Below are 25,253 nucleotides of genomic sequence, written 5' to 3' on the forward strand. Positions count from 1 at the left end.
ACTATATCATGCACTCTTAAAATTTTCAGTACTGGTCTGAATTCACAGGCCCATTATATTCTGCTGAGATGCCAAGTGAATGGCCTGTTGGTATAGGGCTTGAAAGAATATTTGAAGGCGAGCGCAGAGGTGTTATTAAGTTGACTGCGGTCAATGTTACGTTCATTGATTCACTTGCTTGTCCGTTCGGAGAACATGATATTATAGCACGTGTTCAGGGGGGTACTAATATCCTTCTTTATGGCGTACCCGGTTCCGGTAAAAGTTGGACTATAGAACATGAATACTGTCATGTTGGAAGTGTTGTAGAAAGACTTGTTTTTCACCCTGATTATACAAACGCTGATTTCATTGGGCAGATTCTTCCTGTTGTAGATGCAGAAAAACAGGTTACCTACGAATTTACGCCAGGTCCGTTTACAACGATTCTGAGAGATGCCTACATGCATCCTATGCGGGAGTATATCCTTATTATTGAAGAAGTGAATCGTGGAAACGCTCCGGCAATTTTCGGTGAAGTTTTCCAGTTGCTGGATAGAACGGTTGAACCGAAAACAGTGGATGGAATCACTTATCCAACAGGTACAAGTGAATATGGCATCACACATAAATATATGGCAGAGAAAATATATGGGGATTCTACTCACAAGGTGCGGATTCCTTCAAACTTGTCTATCGTAGGTACGATGAACACTTCGGATCAGAATGTGTTCACACTCGATACAGCTTTCCAGCGCAGATGGAAAATGCGGCTAATAGAGAATAACTTTGACAATGTGCGTGCGTCTCTTGCTGATGCTGAGATTCTAGATACACAAGTCACATGGAAAACTTTTTGTGAAAAAATCAACGATATTATCATAGGCAATAAAGCAAAGATGGCATCTGCTGAGGACAAGAGACTTGGCGTTTATTTTGTGCATGAAAGCGATATGACTTTTGATCAACGAGCAGTACCTTCGGACGGATATACCTCACTCCTTACAGAATACAATGATCTTCTGCGTATTGAAGCAACCGGTGATATGCCAGAAGATAAAAAGCAAAGGCTGTCCATTATCAGAGAAGCTCTTATGCATAACCGTATGTTCCCTGAGAAGGTTATAAAGTATTTGTGGGATGATGCATTTAAATTTAATCCAGAGGCTTTATTTGATACCGAAAAAATGGAGAGTTTAGAGCAAGTCATTCGTACTTTTATATATTCTCAGGGGCATGAGAGATTTAATATCTTCAAGGGAACTGTTCGTGAAGCTCTTTATCAGAATTCTCAGGTACAATACGACTGATTAAAAGCGAGGTGGTCAGTGGCTATGGATTTACAGAAAAATATTAGAGAACGCTGCCACGTTAATAAGAATGATGAAGGAGATAGTTTTGTAGGGGTAAAAGCGGATACAGATGATGCGGTTATCTATTTCCCAATTGGCTATCAACTTCCAAAGAATGACGATGACCTTCGTGCGGATATAAATAACTTGTTCTATGTGCTTGCAGCATTTATGAAAGAGGACAAGCTGATTGAGGAATCTAAATTTGCTGCACCGAGAACGGTTGACTTTCCAATGCATGCCTATCTTAAGGTAATCAGAAATTTTCTGCGAACTGGACGCTATTACATTGAAACAGATCCTAAATTCAAGACAGATATTAAGGGGAGTGTGTCGTGGCCACGCACAGTTCGAGAGCAACGAGCGTTGGTACAGAAAAATGGCTCACTTGTTTTTACTAACATGACAGTACGTTCCGTAACGCCTGATGCTAATAAGAAGATTACACAAATTCATCGATATTGTGTGTACGAGGCATTTGATAAAATGGGATGGCTCTATGTTCCGTACATGCCAGAGAAACCTGGTCCACATCCTAATAATAGAGAAGCGGTTCACATCTTGGAAAAGAAATTGGCGTCTACGCATAATGATGTTGAGCAGGAACTCTTTTCAGCAATGGTATCAATGCTCAAATACATGGATGAAAAATCTTCTGAAAAACAATATTTCTTCGGAACGGATTTCTTTGAACGCATTTGGGAGAAGATGATTGATAAGGCATTTGGCATTGAAGATAAGCATCAGTATTTTCCGCGCACTAGGTGGCTTCTTGACTATGGAGCGAACAAAACAAAAACACCACTGCAACCGGATAGCATTATGATTTATAATGAGAAAGTCTATGTTCTCGATGCAAAATTGTATCGCTACGGATATAGTGGGAATCCAGAGCATTTGCCGAGTGGGCCTGATATCAATAAGCAAATTACCTACGGAGAGTATATTGAACGTGCTAAGGGTGTGCCGAGTAATAATTTGTATAACGCATTCATAATGCCCTTTAATCGGGAAGATCATACTTTTTTTGAGATGGGCACTGATGGCAATCCGATACCATGTATTACGGACAATATTGGAAACATCGGCGAAGCGCTCGGTGACTGGAAGCCTAATCCGAAGAACTACGAACGTGTCCAGGGCATTGTAATTGATACTAGGTTTCTCATGTACAATTACATCGGTATGCCGGATCAGCAAAAACGGAAGCTTGCGGAAGCAATAGAAAAAGTGGAAACAAGGAATCCTGTTCCAAAACCTGCAACATAAAGAATAAGGCTCTACCTTTCAAATAATGAGAGGTAGAGTCTTTTTTATTTATAACTGTCGATTTCGATATCGCTGTGCGCCGGCCGCATTACGACATTGTTGGCAACAGTAGTGCTTGTTTGTTCTTGTGGCTGCGACTAGAAAAAATCTGTCTCTCTTACAATTTGGGTTTTCGCATTCCTTATACATCTCACCGTTGCTCATGTAGAAAATAGAAAAGTAAAGAGCTTCAATTAGTGTATCGACTTGCCAAGTTGCAGTTAGCTTACCGCCACTATACTTTGGATGGATACCACGAATGTTATGGTTGATTTCCTCTGCTATGACAATTCTTGCAATTTTTAGCAGGGCGTTCTTGAAGGAATCATCAAGTGCTTCTTCACTAAATGTCGTATATGATTTAAAACCTCCGAAATGAACTTCCTTAATGACGGATACCTCTGTTTGAAGATGGTAAAAGAAATCTATAAGAAATCGAGTTTCTTCATCTACATCCTTACATCCTATGTACATTGCCATTAAGTTTTTAAACCGTGGGTCTTTGCTTCCTTGCAAATTTGTATCCGACCCACTTCTCACAGCATTATAAAAACTGATGTTGATAGAATTTTTCTTTCTGAGAAATGCATCGTCTACAGAGAATGTTCCACTTGCAGCAACTTCTGGCTCTCTGCTCAAATCTGGAAACAGATTATAGGAGTCAAGCAGCCACTTAAAACGATGGGAACAAGTCGAAAAAACATTATCGCCAATCCGAAATTCGATCACGGGGGCGAAAAGTAAATAGACTACATGAATGAGGACGCCCTTGTAATCTTTTTTATTGATACAACTGTACAACCGAATGGTTGATTTTATTCTGTTAATGATGTCAATAAGATCGTTTGCTTCAATTGCCGTGTACGCATTTTCCGGAAGCGGATATAAGAAACCGTATTTTTCAATAAAATCGATATGCTTGTCTATATCCCCTTTGGGAAGTGCAAGTAATTTGCCAAGTATATTTTTCTCGTATATGCCACCAGCAATACCAGTCATATTCAAACCGTCTTTCGGCGCATAGGAGAACAGTAGCTGTGTACTTGTATCAGGGCAAACCTTGAGAGTGACAGTTGGATTCTCGTTGGGAGAAGTATTCACTGTATCCTTGGCACAGTGACAGCCATATCCCTCGTGCTGAAACATTGTTTTTAATGAAATTCCAGAAATTTTTTCGACCATAACGGCATTTTCCTTTCAGAGGTCTATCTAAAACAGGCTATACTTTTATAAAAACGATTATCTATGATAGCGTTAGGGTTCTCATTTGGGAGCCCTTTTTCTTATTATACATAAAAATAATGGGTAATAAAATACATACCTATTATTTTATTAGCTAAAAATAATAGGTATTATAGTGAAATTTTATTACTCTTTCCTGCAGAGTACAATAAAGATGCTACCAATGGTAGCAACAAAACAAATCTCTTAGTCCGAATAGCGCTATAAGGGCGATGGGATGCATAAGAGTTTTGAACACAGTACTAAAAACTGTGTTTGGAGCGAAGATGCACTCACCGTTGCTTTCGTGCGCCTATTTCGGCAGACCAGAGCCTGTGGTTCATCTTCGACCACAGGCTCTTTTTGTGTCCCACCGTCCTTTGCGCGGACGGAAAGATATGTGACTGATGTTGAGCTGAATGCACCCAAATTGTGCATCCAGCTGAGTGTCAGACACTCAGAATCTGTCTCACCGTTCATCCCCTGATCAAGGATGCCCGAAGCGATGAGACAGGCAATCAATTTAATAACGTCAACCCATCGGGACGGTTGGCCAGTTTGAAGTGAGGATTCGCTTTTATGGCCAATTATTATGGGATGTCCTGTGTGGATTCTCACTTCGGTACGAGACCGAAGGAGGGTCTACATCATGGACAAAAAAGAGACAACCAACGACAAAAAGTATTACATTCCATTGGAAATCACCCCTGAAACCATCATTACGGAGGAACACAAGAACAGTGAGATTTGTTGGACGAAAATCTGTAGGCGAAGAGTGCGTGCGATTATGATTCCAGCAACGAAGGAGCAGTACCTTGCATACATGCGTCCGCTTTGGCGGGAAGATAAACGCGAGCTAAGACATGGCGCAGATGAAGAATCGACGGATCAGTTGTATGACGCCTATGAGTGGGAGGCTCCGGATGATTTCAACCTAGAGGAGGCAATCCTAAATAAAAAATTGCTGTCGGTGTTGTATAGCCAACTGGAATTGCTAAAGGATATTGACCGAATGATTTTGTCGATGGTCGCTAACGGATTCAGTGAAGCGGCGATAGGAAAGAAAGTGGGCTTAAGTCAGAAAGGGGTAAACAAACGCAAGCATAAATTGTATGCGCTCCTAAGGGAATATCTGAAGGATTTCCGTTAAGCAGAAAAAATATCTAAAAATTTTTTTCTGAATCGGTACTTAACCATATCCGATGTGTCCTATTACTGGTGAAGGGAGAAAAGAGAGAAATCCTTCAGAAGGGAGGTAAGCGAGATGATTCACCCACGAGCGCGTGAAAGATCGGTTCGGCGACAAAAGCTACATCGAGAACTGGCAGAGGTCTTGATGGCTATTAGTGTCATGGCAAAGAGTATTGCTAGGAACATCAATCTTTTATCGATGCAAAAATGCGAGAAAGGAGTCAATCCATATGTCAAATGACGAACTTAAGAATTTGGCAGTGGCTTTATCTGATTGCGGTAAGACGCTCATTCGGATTGCCGACGCCATGGCAGAGAACAAAGACGATCTGCCAACTACTGATGCAAAGCCTGCGGAAAAAGAACTGACCCTCGAAGATGTACGGGCGGTTCTTGCGGAAAAGGCGAGAGCGGGGCATACAGAGGAGGTACGAGAACTTCTTAAGAAGTACGGTGCAGACAGGTTATCTGCCGTAGAACCTGCGAAGTACCAGTCGTTGCTCAAAGATGCGGAGGTGCTTGGTAGTGGCAAATAAGCATGCACTCTTATCCGCATCATCCAGCCATCGATGGATTGCCTGCCCACCGTCAGCCATGCTTTGTGCTAAGGAAAAAGACGTATTTAGCGAGTATGCCAAGCAAGGAACGGACGCACATAGCTTGTGTGAGCACAAGTTGAAGTGCCTCTTGGGGATGGAAACTTGCGACCCCACGGAAACGCTCGATTTCTTTGACCAAGAGATGGCAGATTCTGCCGATGCCTATGCCCAGTTCGTGATGAAGCAGGTGGAAGCAGGGAAAGAGACCTGTAAGGATACCCTCGTTCTAGTCGAACAAAAGCTAGATTTCTCTAGGTGGGTACCGGATGGATTTGGCACAGGCGACTGTGTGATTGTAGCCGATGACACGCTACGAGTTATCGATTTCAAGTACGGCGTCGGTGTTCTTGTGGACGCAGAGAATAATCCGCAGATGATGTGCTATGCTCTCGGAGCATTACAGATGTTTGAAGGCATCTATGATATTTCAAGCATCGCCATGACCATCTTCCAACCTCGGCGAGATAACGTCAGCACATTCGTCTTATCCAAAGAAGAACTGCTCAAATGGGCAGAAGAAGTCCTTTCGCCTGCTGCCAAACTAGCCACCAAAGGAGAAGGTGAATTTCACGCCGGAAGTCACTGCCAGTTCTGCAAGGTGAAGGCAATCTGTCGCAAGCGTGCAGAGTACAACTTGGAACTTGCAAGATACGACTTTGCAGTGCCGGCAAGTCTTACGGATGAGGAGATAGAAATCATCCTCTCCAAGGCGGAAGCACTCACATCTTGGGCGACAGACATCAAGGAATACGCCTTGCAACAGGCGTTATCCGGTAAGGCTTGGAACGGCTATAAATTGGTCGAAGGTCGCGCAAATCGAAAGTACATCAACGAAAGTGCCGTAGCAGAAAAAGTGAAGTCGGCGGGATTTGACCCATATGATCACAAAGTGTTAGGCATCACCGCCATGACAAAACTGCTCGGCAAGACAAAATTTGAGGAATTGCTTGGTGGGCTTATTGAAAAGCCACAGGGCAAGCCAACTCTAGTCCCTATGTCGGACAAGCGTCCGGCAATGCATACAGCAGTCAATGATTTTAAGGAGGAAAACTAATATGCAAAAGAAAGTCATGAACCCCACGAAAGTTATCACTGGTCCTAAAACGCGTTGGAGCTACGCAAACGTATGGGACCCAAAGTCCATCAATGGAGGAAAGCCGAAGTATAGCGTATCGCTCATCATTCCAAAATCGGATAAGGCTACGGTGAGTAGAGTCAAGGAGGCTATCCAAGCGGCTTATGAAGAGGGCGAGTCCAAGCTGAAAGGAAACGGTAAAGTTGTTCCTGCACTCTCGGTCATTAAGAATCCTCTCCGTGACGGTGATTTGGAACGACCTGGCGATGCCGCTTACGCGGACAGTTACTTCATCAACGCCAATAGCGCAACGGCTCCTGACATTGTAGACGCTGACTGTCAACATATTATTGACCGCAGTGAAGTCTATAGCGGTGTATATGGAAGGGCTTCCATTAACTTCTATGCCTTTAACTCTAACGGGAATAAGGGTATTGCCTGCGGACTGAACAACCTGCAGAAAATCTCTGATGGCGAACCCCTCGGTGGCAAGTCTCGCGCAGAGGATGATTTTGCAACTGTTTCCGATGATGATTTCTTGTCTTAATGGAGGGCACGCAACATGGTACAGATACACGCCGTTTTGGAAACGATACTCTTGTTCACACTGGTCTGTTTCAGCATTTACGGATTTGGGTATATGGTAAGAACCCATATCAAGGAGTATCGAGAGAGCCGTAAAGAGAACCACCATAAAGTCGGTGGGAACAAAGGACACCTGAAATAAAGGGGTGTGGCAGGTGGCAGGAACAATCTTGCCACCTGTTTTTATCATAAGGAGACGCTATACATGACGAAAATAACGAGCCTTGAAATTGATATTGAGACCTATAGCGATATTGACCTTGCGAAATGTGGCGTATATAAATACGCAGAATCACCTGCCTTTGAAATTTTGCTATTCGGCGTAGCCATAAATGGTGGAGAGGTGACTGTTTATGATCTTGCCCAAGGCGAAGAGTTGCCCATGGAGATTCTTCAAGCATTAACGGATGAAGCCGTGACGAAGTGGGCGTTTAACGCATCCTTCGAACGCATCTGTATCTCCGCATGGCTTAGGAAGAACCATTCAGAAGTATTCCATCATGCTGGCGGTGATTACCTTAATCCGTCGTCGTGGTACTGCTCAATGGTGTGGTCGGCGTATATGGGGCTTCCTTTATCCCTTGCAGGGGTAGGTGCGGTACTGGGCCTATCTGAGCAGAAGCTCAAAGAGGGCAAAGATCTTATTCGCTATTTCTGCGTTCCCTGTAGACCCACCAAAGCAAATGGCGGTAGAGAAAGGAATCTTCCTCAGCATGATGGCTACAAATGGGAAATGTTCAAAACGTACAACAAACGAGATGTAGAGGTGGAGGTCGCCATCAAAGAAAGACTGCGGAAGTTTCCCGTGCCGGAGTTCGTATGGGATGAATATCATCTTGACCAACTCATTAACGACCGAGGCATTGCCCTTGATCGGAAACTCGTGGAAAATGCCATTGCTTTTGATAAAAGGTCAAAGGGAATCCTAACGACAAAAATGCAAGAACTGACGGAACTTGAAAACCCCAATTCAGTGCAGCAGATGAAAGGATGGCTTGCGGAACACGGTCTTGAGATGGAGAGCCTTGGCAAAAAGGAAGTGGCGGCAGTGTTAAAGACCGCACCGGAGCCACTACGGACAGTGCTATCCCTTCGCACACAACTTGCCAAATCGTCCGTCAAGAAGTATCAAGCCATGGAAAATGCCGTCTGCAAGGACGGAAGGGCGAGGGGGATGTTTATGTTCTACGGCGCGAACCGCACAGGACGTTTTGCGGGGCGCATTATCCAATTACAGAACCTGCCTCAAAACCATATGACGGATTTAGGAGAGGCGAGAGAACTTGTACGAGAGGGAAACTACGATGCCTTGGAGTTTTTGTATGATGATATCCCCGATACCTTGTCGCAGCTCATTCGCACGGCTTTTGTGCCACGAGAGGGCATGAAGTTCGTCGTAGCTGACTTTTCAGCGATTGAAGCAAGGGTGTTGTCGCATCTTGCAAAGGAAGAGTGGAGAACTGAGGTCTTTAAAAACAATGGCGATATTTACTGCGCTTCGGCATCTGCCATGTTTGGCGTTCCCGTTGAAAAGCATGGCATCAATGGGCATCTTCGCCAAAAAGGTAAAATATCGGAATTGGCCCTTGGTTTCGGTGGATCCGTCGGGGCATTAAAGGCGATGGGTGCCTTGGAGATGGGGCTTCATGAGGACGAACTGCAATCCCTCGTGGATATGTGGAGAAGTTCCAATCCTAACATCGTGAAATTCTGGTGGGCGGTAGATGGTTGCGTAAAAGATGCTATTAAAAAGAAAGCACCAACAGAAACGCATGGCATCAAATTTTATTGCCGAAGTGGGATGCTATTCATCAGGCTTCCATCCGGCAGATGTCTTTCCTACGTCAAGCCTCGTATGGGTGTGAACCGTTTCGGAGGAGAGTCGGTCACCTATGAAGGGGTAGGGATGGCAAAGAAATGGGAACGCATCGAAAGCTACGGTCCGAAGTTCGTGGAGAACATCGTGCAGGCGGTCAGTCGGGATATTCTGCTCCATGCCATGAAAAACTTATCTGTTTTTGCCATATGTGGTCATGTGCATGATGAGGTGATTATTGAATGCAAGAAAGACGTATCACTCGCGTCTATTTGCGAGCTGATGGGAAGAACACCGCCATGGATGCCGGGGTTACTCCTTCGTGCCGATGGCTATGAATGTGATTTTTATAAAAAAGATTGATTCGTTGGTTCTTAAAGTTAGGGGTTCTGTCCTCTTACTGGTAGAGGGGAGAAACCCTACATTTTTAGAAAGGTGGAATAAGTATGTTTTACGTTAAAGAACGACTCAATGATGCCATGGAGGTAGTTGTGGACATCAACGATGAAAACGTGTTCAGCCACTGCATTCATTGTGGAAAGGAACTTCAGGTGAATTTGGAGGAACTATTCGCAGATGGTTCGGTTGATTTATCAAGCACGGGTGTTGTTTGTACGGCTTGTGCAGGAAAAATTTTAGGAGACGAAGATGATGGTGGGGCGGCGTAACAGTGAAGGCTATCCCGATCCGACGACCTACGAAGCACTCACGACCATTGAAAATGAACTGAAAGCGGCAAGAGCATACAGACCCATCGTGTATGTATGCTCTCCGTTTTCTGGGGAGGTTGCAGGAAATATTGAAAAGGCAAGACGCTACTGTCGCTTTGCCGTAGATGAAGGATATATTCCCATCGCTCCTCATTTGCTTTTTCCGCAGTTCCTAAACGATGACAAACAGGTCGAGCGAGAAATGGGACTGCATTTTGGCAACGTGCTTATGAGTCACTGCAGTGAGGTTTGGGTGTTCGGAGAGTTTATATCGGATGGAATGGCTGAAGAAATCAAGCGGGCGAAACGGAAGAACTACCTACTCCGCTATTTTACGAGCGAACTCAAGGAGGTTTAACCATGTACGAGATAAAGGAAAATAGAAGAACGCTAAAAGACGGAACTGAAATCACTACCTTCAGCAGAGAAGTGGTCAGTTGTAACGTCTTAGAGGTTGAAGCAGGAACAACGGGCTATTGTGGTGGCGATACAGGGCATGGTGGTCGCACCTATTTTCGTATTCAAGATGTAGCTAGTACGGACATGAACATTCAAAGTTTTATCACGCCTTGTGGCGATAAGGGAGTTGAGATTACCCTCGGCGGAGATTCTGAACTAGAAACGATGATTCGGGCATTGCGATTTATCACCAAGGTTCTGGAAGATGTATCCAAGGAGGTGTATGACTGATGTTTTCTCTCTATTCGGCGGATGTTACGGGGAATCCCAGTAACTGTTCCTATCCGCATAAGCATGTCATTTTAGACGAAGATAGCCTAAGAGCGGCTATCTGTCATGACTATGTCTGTGCCGAATATAAAAATAACTACCGCAATGGCGGTAACTTCATTGGCAGTGACTGCCTTCCTGTGGATTGCGATAACGACCATTCGGACAATCCGGATGAATGGGTCACGCCGGATGATATTCTGCAAGCCTTTCCCGGTGTCAGCTTTGCCATCCACTATAGCCGTTACAATAATCGTGAAAAAAACGGCAAACCTGCAAGGCCGAAGTTTCATGTGCTCTTTCCCATCGAATATGTATCGGATGCCACGCTCTATAGCGGTATGAAAAAGCTAGTCCATTCCATCTTCCCATATTTTGATACACAGGCACTGGATGCAGCTCGATTTTTCTTTGGGACATCCACGGCGGATGTTGCCCTTTATCCAGGTCGCATGAATCTGACCGAGTTTTTGGATGTAGCGTTGTTCGATGAGAATCTCTCGGAGGGTCAATGGGGTGGCTCGACCATTCCGGAAGGAAGTCGGAATGCCACCATGTCTCGTTTCGCGGGTCGCGTCATCAAGAAATACGGGGATGGCGATAAGGCGTATCAGACATTTTTGGAAGAAGCAACAAAGTGCGTGCCGCCACTGGAAGAATCGGAACTTAAGAAAATATGGCACAGTGCGCAGCGTTTTTATACAAGAATCTCTGAGCAGGATGGCTATATTGCTCCGGAAATATATAACGATCCTTCCTGTTATAAGCCCCAAGACTACTCCGACGTAGGGCAAGCTGAGATCCTTGCAAAATACTTCTCCAGTGAACTTAGATATTCTCCGGCTACCCACTTCATTCGCTATTCCGATCATTACTGGCAAGAATCCGAACCGGGTGCGCAAGCCGTGGCTCATGAACTTACGAGAAGGCAACTGAAGGAAGCGGGTCGCGATATGCTCGAAGCACTCGATAAAATGAAAAACTCTGGGGCGCAAGCCCTCCTTGATACCATGTCAAAATCCAAAGCGGAACAACTCATGAACGAAGAGCAGACGGAAGCTTATCAGGAATTTACGGCGGCAAAAGCATATCAGCAGTTTGCCGTAAAGCGTAGGGATTCCAAGAATATCACGTCCACACTGAAAGAATCCCGTCCGATGCTAGAAATCTCACCACGAGACCTTGATGCCGACTGTTTTGCTTTGTGCACGCCGGAAGCAACCTACGATTTGCGTAAAGGCATGGCGGGAGCACGAGAGCACATGCCGGACGATTTCATCACCAAAATCACCTCTGTGTCTCCAAACTATAAAGGACAGAAACTTTGGACTGATTGCCTTGACCTTATCTTTCAAGGCAATCAGGAGCTTATCGATTATGTCCAAATGATTTGTGGACTTGCGGCTATTGGGAAGGTTTATGTAGAAGCACTCATCATCGCTTACGGTGATGGACGTAATGGTAAATCCACCTTCTGGAATGCTATCTCCAGAGTGCTTGGTCTATATTCCGGCAACATCTCTGCTGACACGCTCACGGTTGGGTGTCGAAGAAACATCAAGCCCGAAATGGCTGAGGTCAAGGGGAAGAGACTCCTCATCGCAGCCGAGATGCAAGAAGGCGCTCGCCTGAATGATTCTACGGTCAAGCAGCTTTGCTCCACGGACGATGTCTTTGCGGAGAAAAAGTATAAGGATCCGTTTTCATTCAAGCCGTGCCACACGCTCGTACTTTATACCAACCACCTGCCCCGCGTCTCTGCATCCGATGATGGCATTTGGAGGCGGCTTATTGTCATTCCTTTCAATGCCAAAATTACGGGAAATAGCGACATTAAGAACTATGGTGAGTATCTTTATGACAACGCCGGCGGTAGCATCTTGGCGTGGGTCATTGAGGGTGCGAGGAAGGTTATCGAGTCGGATTACCAAATTCCCGTACCAAAATGTGTGCAAAATGCCATTAATGAATATCGGAGTCAAAACGATTGGTTCGGTCACTTTCTTTCAGATAAATGTGAGCTTGATCCATCCTATAAGGAAAACTCTGCGACTCTTTATCAAGCCTACAGACTTTATTCCCTTGATTGCAATGAATATGTGCGCAGTACGGCTGATTTCTACTTTGCGCTAGAAAAGGCAGGCTTTGAGCGCATTACCATCACGAGAAGGCGCTATTTCAAGGGGCTTCGCTTGTGTGAAGATACGGGTATAGACGGGGATTTTCTAGATTAACACCACCCATGACAAGGTGTATCAAGGTCTTATATAAAACTTTCCTTAGACATATAAAAATATCCCTAAGAAAAAGTTTAGGAAATAACATTGATACACCTTGCACATCACCAGATTAAAGTCTTGAAGAAGGTAGAAGAAAACTAGGAAAAACGATGGTTTTATGCGGATTAAGACTTTGTATGACAAGGTGTATCAAGGTCTTATATAAAACTTTCCTTAGACATATAAAAATATCCCTAAGAAAAAGTTTAGGAAATAACATTGATACACCTTGCACATCACCAGATTAAAGTCTTGATGGAGGAGAAGAATGCTGGAAAAAACGATAGAGAAGAAACTACGAGAGGCAGTCAAAAAGGCAGGTGGTATCGCATTAAAGTTTGTGTCCCCATCTTATGCAGGGATGCCCGACCGCCTGATTTTATTCCCTGATGGGAAGGTTGCCTTTGCAGAATTAAAAGCACCGGGAAATAAACCAAGAGCACTACAAGAGACACGGCACAGGCTCCTTCGCTCTCTAGGCTTTCGGGTTTATGTGATTGATAGCGTCGAGCAGATTGGAGGAATGATTGATGAACTTCATGCCTCATGATTATCAGAAATATGCCATCGAGTATATAAAAGGGCATAGCATTTCTGCGATTCTACTTGATATGGGTTTAGGCAAGACAAGCATTACGCTGACCGCCTTGGCGGATTTGTTGTTTGATTCCTTCGAGGCACATAAGATTCTAGTTATCGCACCACTTAGAGTGGCTAGGTCGACTTGGCCAGAAGAACTCCGGAAATGGGAACACCTGCATCATCTCACTTACTCCGTGGTTGTAGGGACGGAGCGGGAAAGATTGGATGCCCTGAAAGCACAGGCAGATATTTATATCATCAACCGCGAGAACGTGCCGTGGCTAGTGGAAAAAAGCAGAGTCCCCTTTGACTTCGATATGCTTGTCATTGATGAACTTTCTTCTTTCAAGAACTGGCGAGCAGAACGATTCAAGGCACTCATGAAGGTGCGACCACGGATAAAGCGTGTCGTGGGGCTTACGGGAACGCCTAGTAGCAATGGACTCATGGATCTGTTTGCCGAGTTCCGTGTGCTTGATATGGGCGAAAGGCTCGGACGATTTATTGGCCAGTACCGAAACGCCTACTTTCTGCCTGATAAGCGGAATGGACAAATCATCTATAGCTACAAGCCCCAACCTGATGCGGAAAAGCGTATTTACGACAGAATTTCCGACATCACGATTTCCATGAAAGCTGCGGACTACCTCAAGATGCCCGAACGGGTGACAAATGAAGTCCTTGTTACGCTATCCGATACGGAACGAAAAAAATACGACAAGCTAAAAAAGGAACTCGTCCTTGAACTAAGTGATGGGGAAATCACCGCCGCCAATGCAGCATCGCTTACATCAAAGCTCACGCAAATGGCAAACGGAGCCGTGTACAGTGATGATGGCGAGACAATGAAGATTCACGAGCGGAAACTGGATGCCTTGGAGGATATCATCGAATCGGCAAATGGTCAGCCCGTTCTCGTGGCGTATTGGTACAAGCATGATAGAGAGCGCATTGTAGAAAGGCTTTCAAAATGCAAGATTCCCTTTGCCGAGGTTTCGTCTCCTACGTCGATAGAGAAGTGGAACAAAAAGGAAATCCCAGTGGGTCTTATCCATCCTGCATCAGCAGGACATGGACTGAACCTACAGGCAGGAGGAAATCACTTGGTGTGGTTCGGGCTTACATGGAGTTTGGAACTTTATCAGCAAACCAATGCGAGACTGTACCGCCAAGGTCAGACAGAGAGCACCGTGGTGATTCAGCACATCCTAGCAAAGGACACCATTGATGAGCGGATACTAAAAATTTTGGAGAAGAAAGACAGATCACAGGCAGACCTAATAGCTGCGGTGAAAGCGGAGGTGGGAAGATGAGCATTGCATGGAATTATCTTGATAAACGAAGTGGTACGGTGCAGGCGATTAAAGATTTCAGCAGCATGAAATTCATCATCGATAGCACGGATAGCGCCGTCAAAAATGTCTATGATGGGATGAGTGGCGTTGGAAGCCCGAACATGGATGGCATGCCACGGTCTCATGATCCCAAGGCAGGTGAGGGAAGAATCGTCAGTGGCATCGATGAGATTGACGTACTGAAAGAACGATACCGACAGGCCGTAGAATATATGGCATGGTTCGTTCCTGCGTGGGAACAACTCACGGATGATGAACAGTTCTTACTCACGACTTTCTACGAACACGAAGAATATAGCATGGTAAGTCCTGTTGATATTATCTGTCAAACGTATAGCATCGAACGGTCTACCGCCTATAACCGGAAGAACAAGGCGCTTAACCATCTGATGACGTTACTATTTGGAAAACGGTAGTGAGGTAAAATCGTGGACAAAATTTGTTTTTACCTGTGTTATACTAGTAGCGTGAAAGAGTGAACGATGAGCCTTGTGGGGAAAACCTGCAGGGCTTTTCTCGTAAAACGGTGACACTACTGGTTGAAAAGGGTAGCGAGGTAAAATCGCGGACAAAATTTGTTTTTACCCGTGGTATACTAGTAGTATGAAAAACTGAAAAGATGAGCGCAAGCCTTCATGGGAATCATCCCATGAGGGCTTTTCTTATACAAGGAGGTGAGACGGGTGCCTAGAAAACCGAAACAACCCTGTGCTTATCCTGGCTGTCCAAAGCTATCTGATGAACGGTACTGTGAGGAACACAAAAAGGTTGTGGCAAGAAACTATGAAGCCTATACGAGAGACCCTGCGGTGAAGAAAAAGTACGGAAGCAAGTGGAAACGCATCCGTGATAGATATGTGAAAGAGCATCCGTTTTGTGAGCAGTGCCTGAAGGAAGGCAGACTGACACCGGTGCAGGAAGTGCATCACATCATTCCTGTTGCAAGCGGAGGAACGCATGATGAAGCGAACCTTATGAGCCTTTGCCGAAGTTGTCATAATAAAATTCATTTTGAATTAGGTGATAGAAATCACTGAGACCTCTATCGGCGGGGGGGAGTCAAAATCTCAAAAAGATTATAAAAATTAAAAACGGCGTGGGGTCTTACGCACAAAAACGCCGGTTCAAACAGGGAATTAAAGGAAAGGAGGATTGAGACGTGGCAAAAGATGGAACGAATCGTGGAGGCAGACGTGTTCGCGCAGGGGATAAGCCGATGTCTGCGGCAGAGAAGATTCAGCGCGGCAGGGAGGTGCGTGTCATGAATAATGACATCCCATCCTTTACGCCGACAGAACTCGATGCGGTTGACTTACCGGAAGGAGCCGTGATGAACGGCGCGGATATGCCGAAGCCGAGCGAGTATCTATCAGCAAAACAGAAGAACGGCATTCCGCTAGGAGCCGATGAAATATACAAGGAAACGTGGCGGTGGCTGAAGGAGCGCAACTGTGAAAAGCTCGTCAACAAACGGCTTATCGAAGCCTATTCGCAGGCGTTCGCTCGCTATATCCAGTGCGAGGAAGCGACGAGTACCTATGGGCTCCTTGGAAAGCACCCGACCACGGGTGGCGTGATGGCATCGCCTTTTGTACAGATGTCGCAGCAGTATCAGAAGAGCGCTAACCTTATCTGGTATGAGATTTACGATATCGTAAAGCAGAACTGTACCGAGGTCTTTGAGGACAATCCCAATGACACGATGGAGCTTCTGCTCAGAGCGAGGAAAAAATGATGGAACAACGAGAGTTCTTAACTGTTTTAAAACAGTGCCGTAAGACACTTACGAAACAGGAGCGACGAACCCTTCAAGGGCAAGCTATGGCAGGAAATGTCGAGGGAGCCGTGAAAGGGCTTCGGAAAATACTGAGAAGGAGGGAAAGCGAGTGGGCAGAACAACGACCGATATGAAACTTGTAGCAACGGAAAAACTCGTGCCATATGTCAATAATGCCAGAACGCATAGCGCAGAGCAGATTATGAAATTGCGCTCATCGCTTCGAGAGTTCGGATTTATCAATCCCATCATTATCGATAAAGACTACAACATCATCGCCGGCCATGGCAGGTTGATGGCCGCAAAGGACGAGGGCATTCGTGAAGTACCATGTGTGTTTGTAGATTACCTCACGGAGGCGCAAAAGAAAGCGTACATTCTTGCAGATAACCGAATGGCGTTAGATGCAGGTTGGGACGAAGAACTGCTGAAGGTGGAGATAGAAGCCTTGCAAGCAGAGGATTTCGATTTAGGGCTGACTGGTTTCGATGAAAAGGAACTGGCCAGCTTTTTTGATGCCGATAATGACGTCCACGAGGATGACTTCGATGTGGACGCGGAACTTGAGAAACCGCCAGTCACAAAAACTGGGGATGTGTGGCTACTTGGTCGCCATCGCCTTGTTTGCGGTGACAGCACAAAGGAAGAAACATACACAACGCTCATGAAGGGTGAGCAAGCAAATCTCGTGGTGACCGATCCTCCGTATAACGTCAACTACCAAGGTACGGCAGGGAAAATCAAAAACGACAATTTGCAGAATGACCAGTTTTACACATTTTTGCTCTCGGCGTTCACTTGTATGGAAAAAGCCATGGCAAAAGACGCGAGCATCTATGTATTCCATGCTGATACGGAAGGGCTGAATTTCAGAAAAGCCTTTGATGCAGCAGGGTTCTATTTATCCGGAACGTGTATCTGGAAAAAGCAGAGTTTGGTACTTGGAAGAAGCCCGTATCAATGGCAACATGAACCGTGCCTATACGGGTGGAAGAAAAACGGTAAGCATCAGTGGTATTCCGACCGTAAACAGACGACTATTTGGGAATTTGATAAGCCACAGAAAAACGGCGATCATCCAACGATGAAGCCTGTACCTCTCATTGCCTATCCCATCAAGAACTCGAGCATGACAAATTGCATCGTCCTCGATCCCTTTGGAGGAAGCGGAAGTACACTCATTGCCTGTGAACAGACGGGACGCATCTGTCGAACGATAGAACTTGATGAAAAATACTGCGATGTCATTGTGAAAAGATATATTGAGCAGGTCGGTACGACGGAAAACGTATCCGTGATTCGAGATGGCAAGACGATTCCTTTTGATGCGTTAGAGGTGGGCAACCATGAATGAAACATTGACGCTAGGAAGCCTCTTTGATGGCTCCGGGGGATTTCCACTTGGTGGGCTGATGCACGGCATCACGCCGTTATGGGCATCAGAAATTGAGCCGTTTCCGATTCGTGTCACAACCAAAAGACTGCCCAATATGAAACACTACGGAGACGTGTCGAGACTCTGTGGTGCAGAACTTCCACCCGTCGACATCCTGACTTTCGGTAGCCCTTGCCAAGATATGTCGATTGCGGGAAAGCGGGCAGGACTTGACGGCGAGCGGTCGGGGCTTTTTTACGAGGCAGTACGGATTGTGAAAGAAATGAGGTGTAAGACGGATGGCAAGTATCCAAGATTTGTGGTCTGGGAAAACGTCCAAGGCGCGTTCTCGTCCAATAGAGGCGAAGACTTCCGATGCGTCCTTGAAGCATTCTCGCAGATTAAAGATTCCGCAGTTATTATTCCTAAACCTCAAAGTGGCAAATGGAATGGCTCGGGAAGCATTGTGGGAGATGGTTACTCCATCGCTTGGAGAACATTGGACGCTCAGTATTGGGGAGTTCCCCAAAGAAGAAAACGCATCTACCTTGTCGCAGATTTTAGAGGAGAATGTGCTGGAAAAATTCTATTTGAGTCGGAAGGCTTGTCTGGGCATTCTGCGGAGAGCTTCCGCGCGTGGCAAAGAGCTACCGGCGGTACTCAAAAGAGCCCTCGAGGAACAGGCGGCCTATGCTTAAACGACCAAGGCGGGGCGCGAATGGATGTGACGGAAGAGAAAACTTCGACCCTTCGAGCCGAATCCCATCATCCTCCTTGCGTCATGGAACGGGTAGCCATAGAAAATCATGGCACGGATAGCCGCATTAAAATCCGTGAAGATGGCGTGGTGCAAACACTGACTTCCCGCATGGGAACAGGTGGCAATAATGTCCCCTTGGTGGCAGAAGGAAAAGCGTGCTTTGATGTGCGCTTTACATCGGAGGGAACGAAAAATGCAAGGCATAATTGCTATAAAACGGATACGGCAAGAACCATCGATACAAGTGGCAACGCACCGGATTCCAACCAAGGCGGTGTGGCGGTCGTAGCCGTGCAAGGTTCGATGATTGGGCGCGCTGAAAAAAATGGCCCCCAAGGAAGCGGCACGGGTGAAAATATCAGCTTTACGCTAAATACCACCGATCGTCATGCCGTGGCGTTTTCGCAAGATGCCTACGACAAATACACGGAGAATCAGTGTGCAGGAGCTCTTCGCGCCAGTGGTGGTATGTATGGCGGTGGTTCGGAAAGCCTTGTTTATAGTACGAGTAAAAACTCCTACCACACCGATGCAGAAAAGAACGTCGTAAGTACGCTTGTGGCTACGGACTTTAAAGATCCACCTACCATCATGAAAGCACCACAGTACATCGTCCGTAGGTTAACACCTAGAGAATGCACAAGGCTTCAGGGTTTTCCGGATTGGTGGTGCGATGACTTAGGAACAGAGAACCCAACGGTAGAAGAACTCGCCTTTTGGCGTGAGGTCTTTGAAACCCATCGATTGGTGATGGCTTCGTCACGAAAGCCTAAGACCGATAAACAAATCATCAAGTGGTTAAAGGATCCTTATTCCGATTCCGCTGCCTACAAGATGTGGGGTAATGGCGTAGCCCTTCCTTGCGTCTCCTTTGTACTTGCAGGTATCGTATGGCTCGTGAAAAATAAATCTACAAATTAGCTTGCTATTTATCGGCTCTGGAGTGATATATGTAGTGCCCAAAATAAAGGAGGTAACCATCATGAAGATTCATTACCGAGCCGAAAACAGAAAGCACCTCGCCCAATGCGTCAGTGAATTTGTTGGCACGCCTGCCGTATACATGCGAATGCCTACATACGCCTATAAGGTGGGTGCGTTCACAGTTGACTTTGAAGGCAACTTGCTCTTTGAAGATGGCGTTGATACCGCATACGTTCAAAGGCTCATCGCATTCCTTAAGGAGAGGGGCTTTGTACCGCATCAGGAGGGGCAGGAAGAGGGCGAACCCGCCGAAGCCAAAGAACGAGCCGAAGAGAATGAAATAAGCCAACAGGAGGAACCTGTGGGGCTAGACATTTCCGTGCCAAGAGAGAAGGTCAATGTAGAAAATCTTAACCATCTGCTACTTGCCAAGGGCGAACTCATCAAAAAGGCACTTGGCATTGCAGATGCTTCAATTGAGGTAAAGGGAAATAAAGTGACCTTCCCTTGGTTTTCTGTAGCAAGGGAGCCTGAAACGAACAAAGCCTATATGCACTTCATCGAGTGCATCTGCGAGATGAGTTACAAGCAAAAACGCATCACGGCAAAGGCGAAGGAAGTCAGGAATGAAAGATACGCTTTCCGCTGCTTTCTCCTGCGCCTCGGTTTTATAGGAAAGGCATACAAGGCTGAGCGCAAAATCCTCTTGCAGAATCTATCTGGAAGCAGTGCCTTTAAAGACGGTAAAAGGAAGGGGGAGGAAGATGCAGTTTCCGAGCAGAGCGATGGTTGAGCACTTGAAAGAAATATATCCCGTTGGAACAAGAGTGGAACTCTTGCGCATGGAGGATCCTCAAGCACCGCCGATTGGCACGAAAGGAACAGTAAAGGGCGTTGACGATACGGCATCCATTCTCGTCCGTTGGGACAATGGTTCAGGGCTGAATGTGGTGTATGGCGAGGATGAAATTCGCAAGATATAGATAGGGGATGTATTGTATACACAATATATTGCGATTAATGACTTGCTATTATGTGCCTTTAGAGTGATATATATATACACAACAAAAGAAGCAAAGTATCACAGGAGGCACACCATGAAAGAGCATATCAAAACGCAAATCGAAGAAATGAAGAAACAGACCATAGGCGTTGAGGTTGAGATGAATAGCATAAGGCGTGACCGAGCCGCAAAGATTGTCGCCGAGTTCTTCGGAACGATGCGCTACGAAAACACAGACTACCGCAACGGTTACAAAACATGGAGCGCTTGGGATGGTGATGGGCGCGAGTGGAAATTCCAAAAGGACGTCAGCATCTTAGGTTCCGACAACGAAAAATGCGAGCTTGTAACGCCAATCCTTACCTACCGCGATATGGAAACCTTGCAGGAACTTTTACGAAAACTTCGGAGGGCGGGCGCGAAAAGCGACGCAACGAGAGGCTGCGGTGTTCACATCCACATCGGCGCAAAGGGGCATACACCGCAGACGATGCGAAACCTTGCCAACATCATGGCAAGCCACGAAAACCTTCTAGCCGATGCCCTTGACCTCGATCGAGGACGCATGAACCGCTACTGCCGCACAGTCGCACCGAACTTCCTCACGAAGTTGAACAAAGTAAAACCAAAGAGCATGTCTGAGTTTGCCGACATTTGGTACAATGAAAATGGCGCAAGCTACGGACGCAGTCAGCACTACAACAACAGTCGCTACCATATGCTGAATTTACACGCCACCTTCACGAAGGGGACGATTGAGTTTCGCCTTTTCCAATTTGATGCACCGAAAGATGGTAAGCAAAATGGACTTCACGCAGGGCAGCTTAAAAGCTACATTCAGCTTTGCCTTGCCCTCAGCCAAATGGCAAAGACGGTAAAGACCGCAAGTCCTAAGCCTCAGCAGACGGAAAATCCAAAATACGCCATGCGGACTTGGCTCCTACGCCTTGGCTTTATCGGAGAAGAATTCAAAACCGCAAGGGAGGTGCTCACGAGGCGCCTTGCAGGAGACACAGCTTTTAGAAACGGAAGATACGCCTAAAGAAGTCAGCCTCCTGCTACCTTACCCGCCACGAGCGGGCTTAAGGTGGTAGAAGGGTGATTCCTTCAGAAAGAGAGGAAACCAATATGAAAACACGATACTATTTAGCTTACGGTAGTAACCTTAACATTCAACAAATGAAGAGAAGATGCCCGACGGCACGCATCATCGGAACAACGGAGATTCAGGGCTACGAACTCTTGTTTAAAGGCTCCAAGTCGGGAGCGTATCTCACCATTGAGCAAAACCCCAAGGGATGCGTTCCTGCCGCCGTGTGGAAAACCACGGCCGCTGACGAGGCGGCTCTTGACCGATACGAGGGCTTTCCATCCTTCTATTACAAGAAGGAGATGGAACTTCCCGTAAAGGAACTTCATAGTGGTGAAATCAAAAGGCTCACAGTGTACGTCTACATCATGCACGAGGAGCGAGAGATTGGAATACCAAGCTACCCTTACCTAAAGACCTGCCTTGATGGCTATCGCGATTTTGGACTTCCTGAAGGGTACTTTTGGGAGGCACTTAAAACGACGAGGAGGCTTTACGATGAAGGAAAATAACAACCTTGCACTTCGCCATTGTCCCCGTTGTGGAAAGGCGTACCGAGATGTTCCGGCACTTTCGAGAACCGATAACAAAACTCTCATTTGTCCGGACTGCGGAACAAGGGAAGCCCTAAAGAGCATCGGCGTGAAAGAGGCTGAACAGGAGAAGATTCTTGCCACCATCCACCATGCGATGGAAGGGTAAAAATCTCGATAAAATCTACAAAAATGATTTGCTATTATCCTCCTTTAGAGTGATATATATACACAACAAAAGGGAACACCCCGAAGAAACCAAAGGAGGAAACAACCATGAAAAACTTAAGCGCAAAGGAACAGAAGGAACTTTTGGAGATCGCAAAGAAAGCGATTTACGCCATCGAAGAGAGGGGCAGCCTTGAAGCAAAGGGAAGCGACAGCGAAGACTTCATTGAAACCTCGGTTTGGAGCCTTGCCGAAGCCTTGAAAGAAGCCTACCTTTTCGGAAAGGCAAGCAAGTAACAAGAAAAAATTCCAAAAGGACACCCTCGAAAGAGGGCTGTTCCTCGTAGTAGAAGTCGCAGAGATGCGGCTATTTTTATTGCCTAAAAGGAGGGATGAGCGGGGTAATGCGGAAACTTAAAAAATACACACCCACAAGATTTAAAGCAGAGAATAGCATTTACGATAAGGATGCTGCCGATTATGCGGTGATGTTCATCGAGAGCCTTTGCCACACGAAGGGGACGTGGGCAGGAAAGCCTTTCGAACTCATCGACTGGCAGGAACAAATCATCAGGGACATCTTTGGCATTCTCAAGCCCAATGGTTATCGCCAGTTCAACACAGCCTATGTGGAAATAGCCAAAAAACAAGGCAAGAGCGAGCTTGCTGCCGCGGTGGCACTCCTTCTTTGTTGCGGTGATGGCGAGGAACGGGCAGAAGTCTATGGTTGCGCAGCAGACCGTCAACAGGCAGCAATCGTCTTTGACGTGGCGGCAGACATGGTAAGGATGTGTCCGGCACTCAATAAGCGCGTAAAAATCCTCGCCTCTCAGAAACGGCTCATCTACCTTCCGACAAACAGCTTCTACCAAGTGCTTTCAGCGGAAGCCTACAGTAAGCACGGCTTTAATATTCACGGTGTCGTCTTTGATGAACTTCATACCCAGCCGAATAGGAAACTCTTCGACGTTATGACGAAAGGATCCGGCGATGCCCGTATGCAGCCCTTGTACTTTCTCATCACGACGGCAGGGACGGATACGCACTCCATCTGTTACGAAACGCACCAAAAGGCAAAGGATATTTTAGAGGGACGAAAGGTGGATTCTACTTTCTATCCCGTGATTTACGGCGCAGATGAATCGGATGATTGGACAAGTCCTGCGGTATGGAAGAAAGCGAACCCTAGCCTTGGTATCACTGTCGGTATCGATAAGGTAGAAGCGGCCTGTGAGTCAGCAAAGCAGAACCCCGCCGAAGAAAATGCCTTCCGTCAACTCCGACTCAATCAATGGGTGAAACAAGCCGTGCGTTGGATGCCGATGGAAAAATGGGACCAGTGTAGTTTCTCCGTTAACCCGGATGACCTTCGTGGTCGCATCTGCTATGGCGGTCTTGATTTATCAAGCACCACAGATATTACGGCTTTTGTCCTCGTCTTTCCACCGATGGACGAAGAAGATAAATACATCATCCTGCCATACTTTTGGATTCCCGAGGAAACGCTCGACCTTCGTGTGTGCCGTGACCATGTGCCGTATGACGTGTGGGAAAAGCAAGGGTTCTTAAAAACAACGGAAGGAAACGTCGTACATTATGGATTCATCGAAAAATTCATCGAAGAGTTAGGTGAGAAGTTTAACATCCGTGAGATTGCCTTTGACCGTTGGGGTGCGGTGCAGATGGTGCAGAACCTTGAGGGTATGGGCTTTACCGTCGTTCCCTTCGGACAGGGTTTTAAGGATATGAGCCCTCCGACGAAAGAACTGATGAAACTCACCTTGGAGGAGCGCATCGCCCACGGCGGGCATCCGGTCCTTCGTTGGAACATGGATAATATTTTCATCCGTACCGACCCTGCGGGAAACATTAAGGCAGACAAAGAAAAATCCACCGAAAAAATCGACGGAGCCATAGCGACGATTATGGCTCTTGACCGTGCCATTCGGTGTGGCAATGATAACGCAGCATCCGTTTACGATGAACGGGGGCTGCTTTTTATTTAGGAGGATTACATGCTTAATCTATTCAGTAAAATATTCCGCTCCAGGGATAAGCCGCAAAACAGGACGACAGGCAGTAGTTTCCGTCCTTTCTTTGGCGGCAGCACGGCAGGGAAAGTGGTGACGGAAAAAAGCGCCATGCAGATGACGGCGGTTTACGCCTGCGTCAGGGTTCTTGCCGAAGCCGTGGCAGGGCTTCCCCTTCATCTTTATCGGTATAACAGCAAAGGCGGTAAGGAAAAGGCAGCGGACCATTCGCTATTTTTTCTTTTGCACGATGAGCCGAATCCCGAGATGACAAGTTTCGTGTTTCGGGAAACCCTCATGACGCATCTCCTTCTTTGGGGGAACGCCTATGCGCAAATCATCCGAAACGGTCGCGGTGAGGTGACGTCGCTTTACCCTTTGATGCCGAACCGAATGCGTGTTGATCGGGATGAGATGGGAAGACTCTATTATGAATACACCCGCTACGGGGATGAGAACGGAGGGAACAGATGCGAAATCGTAAAACTCTCACCCGTCGATCTTCTCCACATTCCTGGACTCGGCTTTGATGGTCTTGTCGGTTACTCACCCATTGCGATGGCAAAAAACTCCATCGGTATGGCCATGGCTTGCGAGGAGTTTGGGGCGAAGTTCTTTGCTAACGGCGCAGCACCTGGAGGCGTACTTGAGCATCCGGGAATTTTGAAAGATCCTGCTAGGGTGCGGGACAGTTGGAATGCTACCTTTGGTGGGAGTAGTAATGCTAACAAGGTAGCAGTTCTTGAAGAGGGCGTGCGCCCAGATGGGCGTCATTGATAGTAGTGTTTGGTACTACCACCCACAATCATGGG

At 46.4% G+C, this 25,253-nt stretch carries 27 protein-coding genes; 26 read left to right on the top strand and 1 reads right to left on the bottom strand.

From position 1 onward, the window contains the following. Nucleotides 1-68 precede the first annotated feature (68 nt). Complete coding sequence (locus PGX44_RS11415) at nucleotides 69-1,289, top strand: AAA family ATPase (RefSeq protein WP_498855473.1); 1,221 nt, start codon at nucleotides 69-71, stop codon at nucleotides 1,287-1,289. Nucleotides 1,290-1,313: 24 nt separating this feature from the next. After that, the gene (locus tag PGX44_RS11420) at nucleotides 1,314-2,600 is read left to right on the top strand and encodes an LlaJI family restriction endonuclease (RefSeq protein ID WP_370838966.1); all 1,287 of its coding nucleotides are present in this window, start codon (nucleotides 1,314-1,316) and stop codon (nucleotides 2,598-2,600) included. A gap of 48 nt (nucleotides 2,601-2,648) precedes the next feature. On the opposite strand, the gene PGX44_RS11425 is transcribed toward PGX44_RS11420, so the two are convergent. After that, nucleotides 2,649-3,821, bottom strand: coding sequence for a hypothetical protein (locus PGX44_RS11425; protein WP_370838968.1), 1,173 nt, complete (start codon nucleotides 3,819-3,821; stop codon nucleotides 2,649-2,651). A 688-nt stretch (nucleotides 3,822-4,509) separates the two neighbouring features. Between PGX44_RS11425 and PGX44_RS11430 the strand changes: the two genes are divergently transcribed. The 24 genes from PGX44_RS11430 (at nucleotide 4,510) to PGX44_RS11545 (ending at nucleotide 25,218) form a co-directional block, all read left to right on the top strand. Continuing rightward, entirely contained in the window at nucleotides 4,510-5,010 is a 501-nt protein-coding gene (locus PGX44_RS11430) for an RNA polymerase sigma factor (RefSeq protein ID WP_370838969.1), read from the top strand. A 271-nt stretch (nucleotides 5,011-5,281) separates the two neighbouring features. Continuing rightward, nucleotides 5,282-5,587 carry an rRNA biogenesis protein rrp5 gene (locus PGX44_RS11435; RefSeq protein WP_370838971.1) on the top strand — a complete coding sequence of 102 codons (306 nt, stop codon included), beginning with the start codon at nucleotides 5,282-5,284 and terminating at the stop codon, nucleotides 5,585-5,587. Beyond that, the gene (locus tag PGX44_RS11440) at nucleotides 5,577-6,704 is read left to right on the top strand and encodes a DUF2800 domain-containing protein (protein ID WP_498855474.1); all 1,128 of its coding nucleotides are present in this window, start codon (nucleotides 5,577-5,579) and stop codon (nucleotides 6,702-6,704) included. Before PGX44_RS11435 ends, PGX44_RS11440 begins: the two co-directional genes overlap by 11 nt. A gap of 1 nt (nucleotide 6,705) precedes the next feature. Continuing rightward, nucleotides 6,706-7,272 (top strand): DUF2815 family protein, encoded by a 567-nt coding sequence (locus tag PGX44_RS11445; RefSeq protein WP_370838974.1) that lies wholly within the window; start codon nucleotides 6,706-6,708, stop codon nucleotides 7,270-7,272. Between the two features lie 243 nt (nucleotides 7,273-7,515). Further along, complete coding sequence (locus PGX44_RS11450) at nucleotides 7,516-9,489, top strand: DNA polymerase (RefSeq protein ID WP_370838976.1); 1,974 nt, start codon at nucleotides 7,516-7,518, stop codon at nucleotides 9,487-9,489. A gap of 83 nt (nucleotides 9,490-9,572) precedes the next feature. Beyond that, the gene (locus PGX44_RS11455) at nucleotides 9,573-9,794 is read left to right on the top strand and encodes a hypothetical protein (RefSeq protein WP_276624809.1); all 222 of its coding nucleotides are present in this window, start codon (nucleotides 9,573-9,575) and stop codon (nucleotides 9,792-9,794) included. After that, complete coding sequence (locus PGX44_RS11460; protein WP_370838978.1) at nucleotides 9,775-10,194, top strand: DUF7768 domain-containing protein; 420 nt, start codon at nucleotides 9,775-9,777, stop codon at nucleotides 10,192-10,194. The genes PGX44_RS11455 and PGX44_RS11460 overlap by 20 nt, the downstream gene beginning before the upstream one ends. 2 nt (nucleotides 10,195-10,196) lie before the next feature. Further along, entirely contained in the window at nucleotides 10,197-10,526 is a 330-nt protein-coding gene (locus tag PGX44_RS11465; RefSeq protein ID WP_370838980.1) for a hypothetical protein, read from the top strand. Then, nucleotides 10,526-12,799 (top strand): phage/plasmid primase, P4 family, encoded by a 2,274-nt coding sequence (locus tag PGX44_RS11470; RefSeq protein ID WP_370838982.1) that lies wholly within the window; start codon nucleotides 10,526-10,528, stop codon nucleotides 12,797-12,799. Before PGX44_RS11465 ends, PGX44_RS11470 begins: the two co-directional genes overlap by 1 nt. Before the next feature lie 313 nt (nucleotides 12,800-13,112). Next, a complete protein-coding gene (locus tag PGX44_RS11475) occupies nucleotides 13,113-13,394 on the top strand; it encodes a VRR-NUC domain-containing protein (RefSeq protein WP_370838984.1) in 282 nt (93 codons plus the stop codon). Next, nucleotides 13,375-14,739, top strand: coding sequence for an SNF2-related protein (locus PGX44_RS11480; protein ID WP_370838985.1), 1,365 nt, complete (start codon nucleotides 13,375-13,377; stop codon nucleotides 14,737-14,739). Before PGX44_RS11475 ends, PGX44_RS11480 begins: the two co-directional genes overlap by 20 nt. Then, nucleotides 14,736-15,197: a hypothetical protein gene (locus PGX44_RS11485; protein WP_370838987.1), complete on the top strand. Its 462-nt coding sequence runs from the start codon at nucleotides 14,736-14,738 to the stop codon at nucleotides 15,195-15,197. The genes PGX44_RS11480 and PGX44_RS11485 overlap by 4 nt, the downstream gene beginning before the upstream one ends. Nucleotides 15,198-15,464: 267 nt before the next feature. Further along, nucleotides 15,465-15,818 (top strand): HNH endonuclease signature motif containing protein, encoded by a 354-nt coding sequence (locus PGX44_RS11490; protein WP_370838989.1) that lies wholly within the window; start codon nucleotides 15,465-15,467, stop codon nucleotides 15,816-15,818. Nucleotides 15,819-15,940: 122 nt separating this feature from the next. Then, nucleotides 15,941-16,516 (top strand): P27 family phage terminase small subunit, encoded by a 576-nt coding sequence (locus PGX44_RS11495; RefSeq protein WP_370838991.1) that lies wholly within the window; start codon nucleotides 15,941-15,943, stop codon nucleotides 16,514-16,516. Nucleotides 16,517-16,688: 172 nt separating this feature from the next. Next, entirely contained in the window at nucleotides 16,689-17,912 is a 1,224-nt protein-coding gene (locus PGX44_RS11500; protein ID WP_370839073.1) for a site-specific DNA-methyltransferase, read from the top strand. Continuing rightward, a complete protein-coding gene (locus PGX44_RS11505; protein WP_370838993.1) occupies nucleotides 17,905-19,614 on the top strand; it encodes a DNA cytosine methyltransferase in 1,710 nt (569 codons plus the stop codon). Before PGX44_RS11500 ends, PGX44_RS11505 begins: the two co-directional genes overlap by 8 nt. A gap of 61 nt (nucleotides 19,615-19,675) precedes the next feature. After that, nucleotides 19,676-20,410 (top strand): virulence protein, encoded by a 735-nt coding sequence (locus PGX44_RS11510; RefSeq protein WP_370838995.1) that lies wholly within the window; start codon nucleotides 19,676-19,678, stop codon nucleotides 20,408-20,410. Then, nucleotides 20,403-20,600, top strand: a complete 198-nt coding sequence (locus PGX44_RS11515; RefSeq protein ID WP_498855475.1) for a DUF4314 domain-containing protein — start codon at nucleotides 20,403-20,405, stop codon at nucleotides 20,598-20,600. The genes PGX44_RS11510 and PGX44_RS11515 overlap by 8 nt, the downstream gene beginning before the upstream one ends. Before the next feature lie 114 nt (nucleotides 20,601-20,714). Next, the gene (locus PGX44_RS11520; RefSeq protein ID WP_370838998.1) at nucleotides 20,715-21,662 is read left to right on the top strand and encodes an amidoligase family protein; all 948 of its coding nucleotides are present in this window, start codon (nucleotides 20,715-20,717) and stop codon (nucleotides 21,660-21,662) included. An 86-nt stretch (nucleotides 21,663-21,748) separates the two neighbouring features. Next, complete coding sequence (locus PGX44_RS11525) at nucleotides 21,749-22,222, top strand: gamma-glutamylcyclotransferase family protein (RefSeq protein WP_370839075.1); 474 nt, start codon at nucleotides 21,749-21,751, stop codon at nucleotides 22,220-22,222. Further along, nucleotides 22,209-22,412 (top strand): hypothetical protein, encoded by a 204-nt coding sequence (locus PGX44_RS11530; RefSeq protein WP_370839000.1) that lies wholly within the window; start codon nucleotides 22,209-22,211, stop codon nucleotides 22,410-22,412. The genes PGX44_RS11525 and PGX44_RS11530 overlap by 14 nt, the downstream gene beginning before the upstream one ends. Before the next feature lie 107 nt (nucleotides 22,413-22,519). Continuing rightward, nucleotides 22,520-22,708, top strand: coding sequence for a DUF6900 domain-containing protein (locus tag PGX44_RS11535; protein WP_370839001.1), 189 nt, complete (start codon nucleotides 22,520-22,522; stop codon nucleotides 22,706-22,708). Nucleotides 22,709-22,815: 107 nt separating this feature from the next. Next, nucleotides 22,816-24,417, top strand: a complete 1,602-nt coding sequence (locus PGX44_RS11540) for a terminase large subunit (RefSeq protein ID WP_370839076.1) — start codon at nucleotides 22,816-22,818, stop codon at nucleotides 24,415-24,417. 9 nt (nucleotides 24,418-24,426) lie between these two features. Further along, nucleotides 24,427-25,218, top strand: a complete 792-nt coding sequence (locus PGX44_RS11545) for a phage portal protein (RefSeq protein ID WP_498855476.1) — start codon at nucleotides 24,427-24,429, stop codon at nucleotides 25,216-25,218. Nucleotides 25,219-25,253 lie beyond the last annotated feature (35 nt).

It is taken from the genome of Caecibacter sp. AF58-12pH5A, assembly GCF_027681725.1.
Classification (GTDB): domain Bacteria; phylum Bacillota; class Negativicutes; order Veillonellales; family Megasphaeraceae; genus Megasphaera; species Megasphaera hominis.

Excerpts from the sequence above, each read along its gene's own strand:
- PGX44_RS11485 (WP_370838987.1), top strand. The coding sequence starts at position 14,736 with ATGAGCATTGCATGGAATTATCTTGATAAACGAAGTGGTACGGTGCAG.
- PGX44_RS11445 (WP_370838974.1), top strand. The coding sequence starts at position 6,706 with ATGCAAAAGAAAGTCATGAACCCCACGAAAGTTATCACTGGTCCTAAA.
- PGX44_RS11475 (WP_370838984.1), top strand. The coding sequence starts at position 13,113 with ATGCTGGAAAAAACGATAGAGAAGAAACTACGAGAGGCAGTCAAAAAG.
- PGX44_RS11430 (WP_370838969.1), top strand. The coding sequence starts at position 4,510 with ATGGACAAAAAAGAGACAACCAACGACAAAAAGTATTACATTCCATTG.
- PGX44_RS11535 (WP_370839001.1), top strand. The coding sequence starts at position 22,520 with ATGAAAAACTTAAGCGCAAAGGAACAGAAGGAACTTTTGGAGATCGCA.
- PGX44_RS11510 (WP_370838995.1), top strand. The coding sequence starts at position 19,676 with ATGAAGATTCATTACCGAGCCGAAAACAGAAAGCACCTCGCCCAATGC.
- PGX44_RS11470 (WP_370838982.1), top strand. The coding sequence starts at position 10,526 with ATGTTTTCTCTCTATTCGGCGGATGTTACGGGGAATCCCAGTAACTGT.
- PGX44_RS11500 (WP_370839073.1), top strand. The coding sequence starts at position 16,689 with ATGAAACTTGTAGCAACGGAAAAACTCGTGCCATATGTCAATAATGCC.
- PGX44_RS11420 (WP_370838966.1), top strand. The coding sequence starts at position 1,314 with ATGGATTTACAGAAAAATATTAGAGAACGCTGCCACGTTAATAAGAAT.
- PGX44_RS11505 (WP_370838993.1), top strand. The coding sequence starts at position 17,905 with ATGAATGAAACATTGACGCTAGGAAGCCTCTTTGATGGCTCCGGGGGA.
- PGX44_RS11525 (WP_370839075.1), top strand. The coding sequence starts at position 21,749 with ATGAAAACACGATACTATTTAGCTTACGGTAGTAACCTTAACATTCAA.
- PGX44_RS11435 (WP_370838971.1), top strand. The coding sequence starts at position 5,282 with ATGTCAAATGACGAACTTAAGAATTTGGCAGTGGCTTTATCTGATTGC.
- PGX44_RS11415 (WP_498855473.1), top strand. The coding sequence starts at position 69 with ATGCCAAGTGAATGGCCTGTTGGTATAGGGCTTGAAAGAATATTTGAA.
- PGX44_RS11480 (WP_370838985.1), top strand. The coding sequence starts at position 13,375 with ATGAACTTCATGCCTCATGATTATCAGAAATATGCCATCGAGTATATA.
- PGX44_RS11450 (WP_370838976.1), top strand. The coding sequence starts at position 7,516 with ATGACGAAAATAACGAGCCTTGAAATTGATATTGAGACCTATAGCGAT.
- PGX44_RS11530 (WP_370839000.1), top strand. The coding sequence starts at position 22,209 with ATGAAGGAAAATAACAACCTTGCACTTCGCCATTGTCCCCGTTGTGGA.
- PGX44_RS11515 (WP_498855475.1), top strand. The coding sequence starts at position 20,403 with ATGGTTGAGCACTTGAAAGAAATATATCCCGTTGGAACAAGAGTGGAA.
- PGX44_RS11545 (WP_498855476.1), top strand. The coding sequence starts at position 24,427 with ATGCTTAATCTATTCAGTAAAATATTCCGCTCCAGGGATAAGCCGCAA.
- PGX44_RS11520 (WP_370838998.1), top strand. The coding sequence starts at position 20,715 with ATGAAAGAGCATATCAAAACGCAAATCGAAGAAATGAAGAAACAGACC.
- PGX44_RS11455 (WP_276624809.1), top strand. The coding sequence starts at position 9,573 with ATGTTTTACGTTAAAGAACGACTCAATGATGCCATGGAGGTAGTTGTG.
- PGX44_RS11460 (WP_370838978.1), top strand. The coding sequence starts at position 9,775 with ATGATGGTGGGGCGGCGTAACAGTGAAGGCTATCCCGATCCGACGACC.
- PGX44_RS11465 (WP_370838980.1), top strand. The coding sequence starts at position 10,197 with ATGTACGAGATAAAGGAAAATAGAAGAACGCTAAAAGACGGAACTGAA.
- PGX44_RS11540 (WP_370839076.1), top strand. The coding sequence starts at position 22,816 with ATGCGGAAACTTAAAAAATACACACCCACAAGATTTAAAGCAGAGAAT.
- PGX44_RS11425 (WP_370838968.1), bottom strand. The coding sequence starts at position 3,821 with ATGGTCGAAAAAATTTCTGGAATTTCATTAAAAACAATGTTTCAGCAC.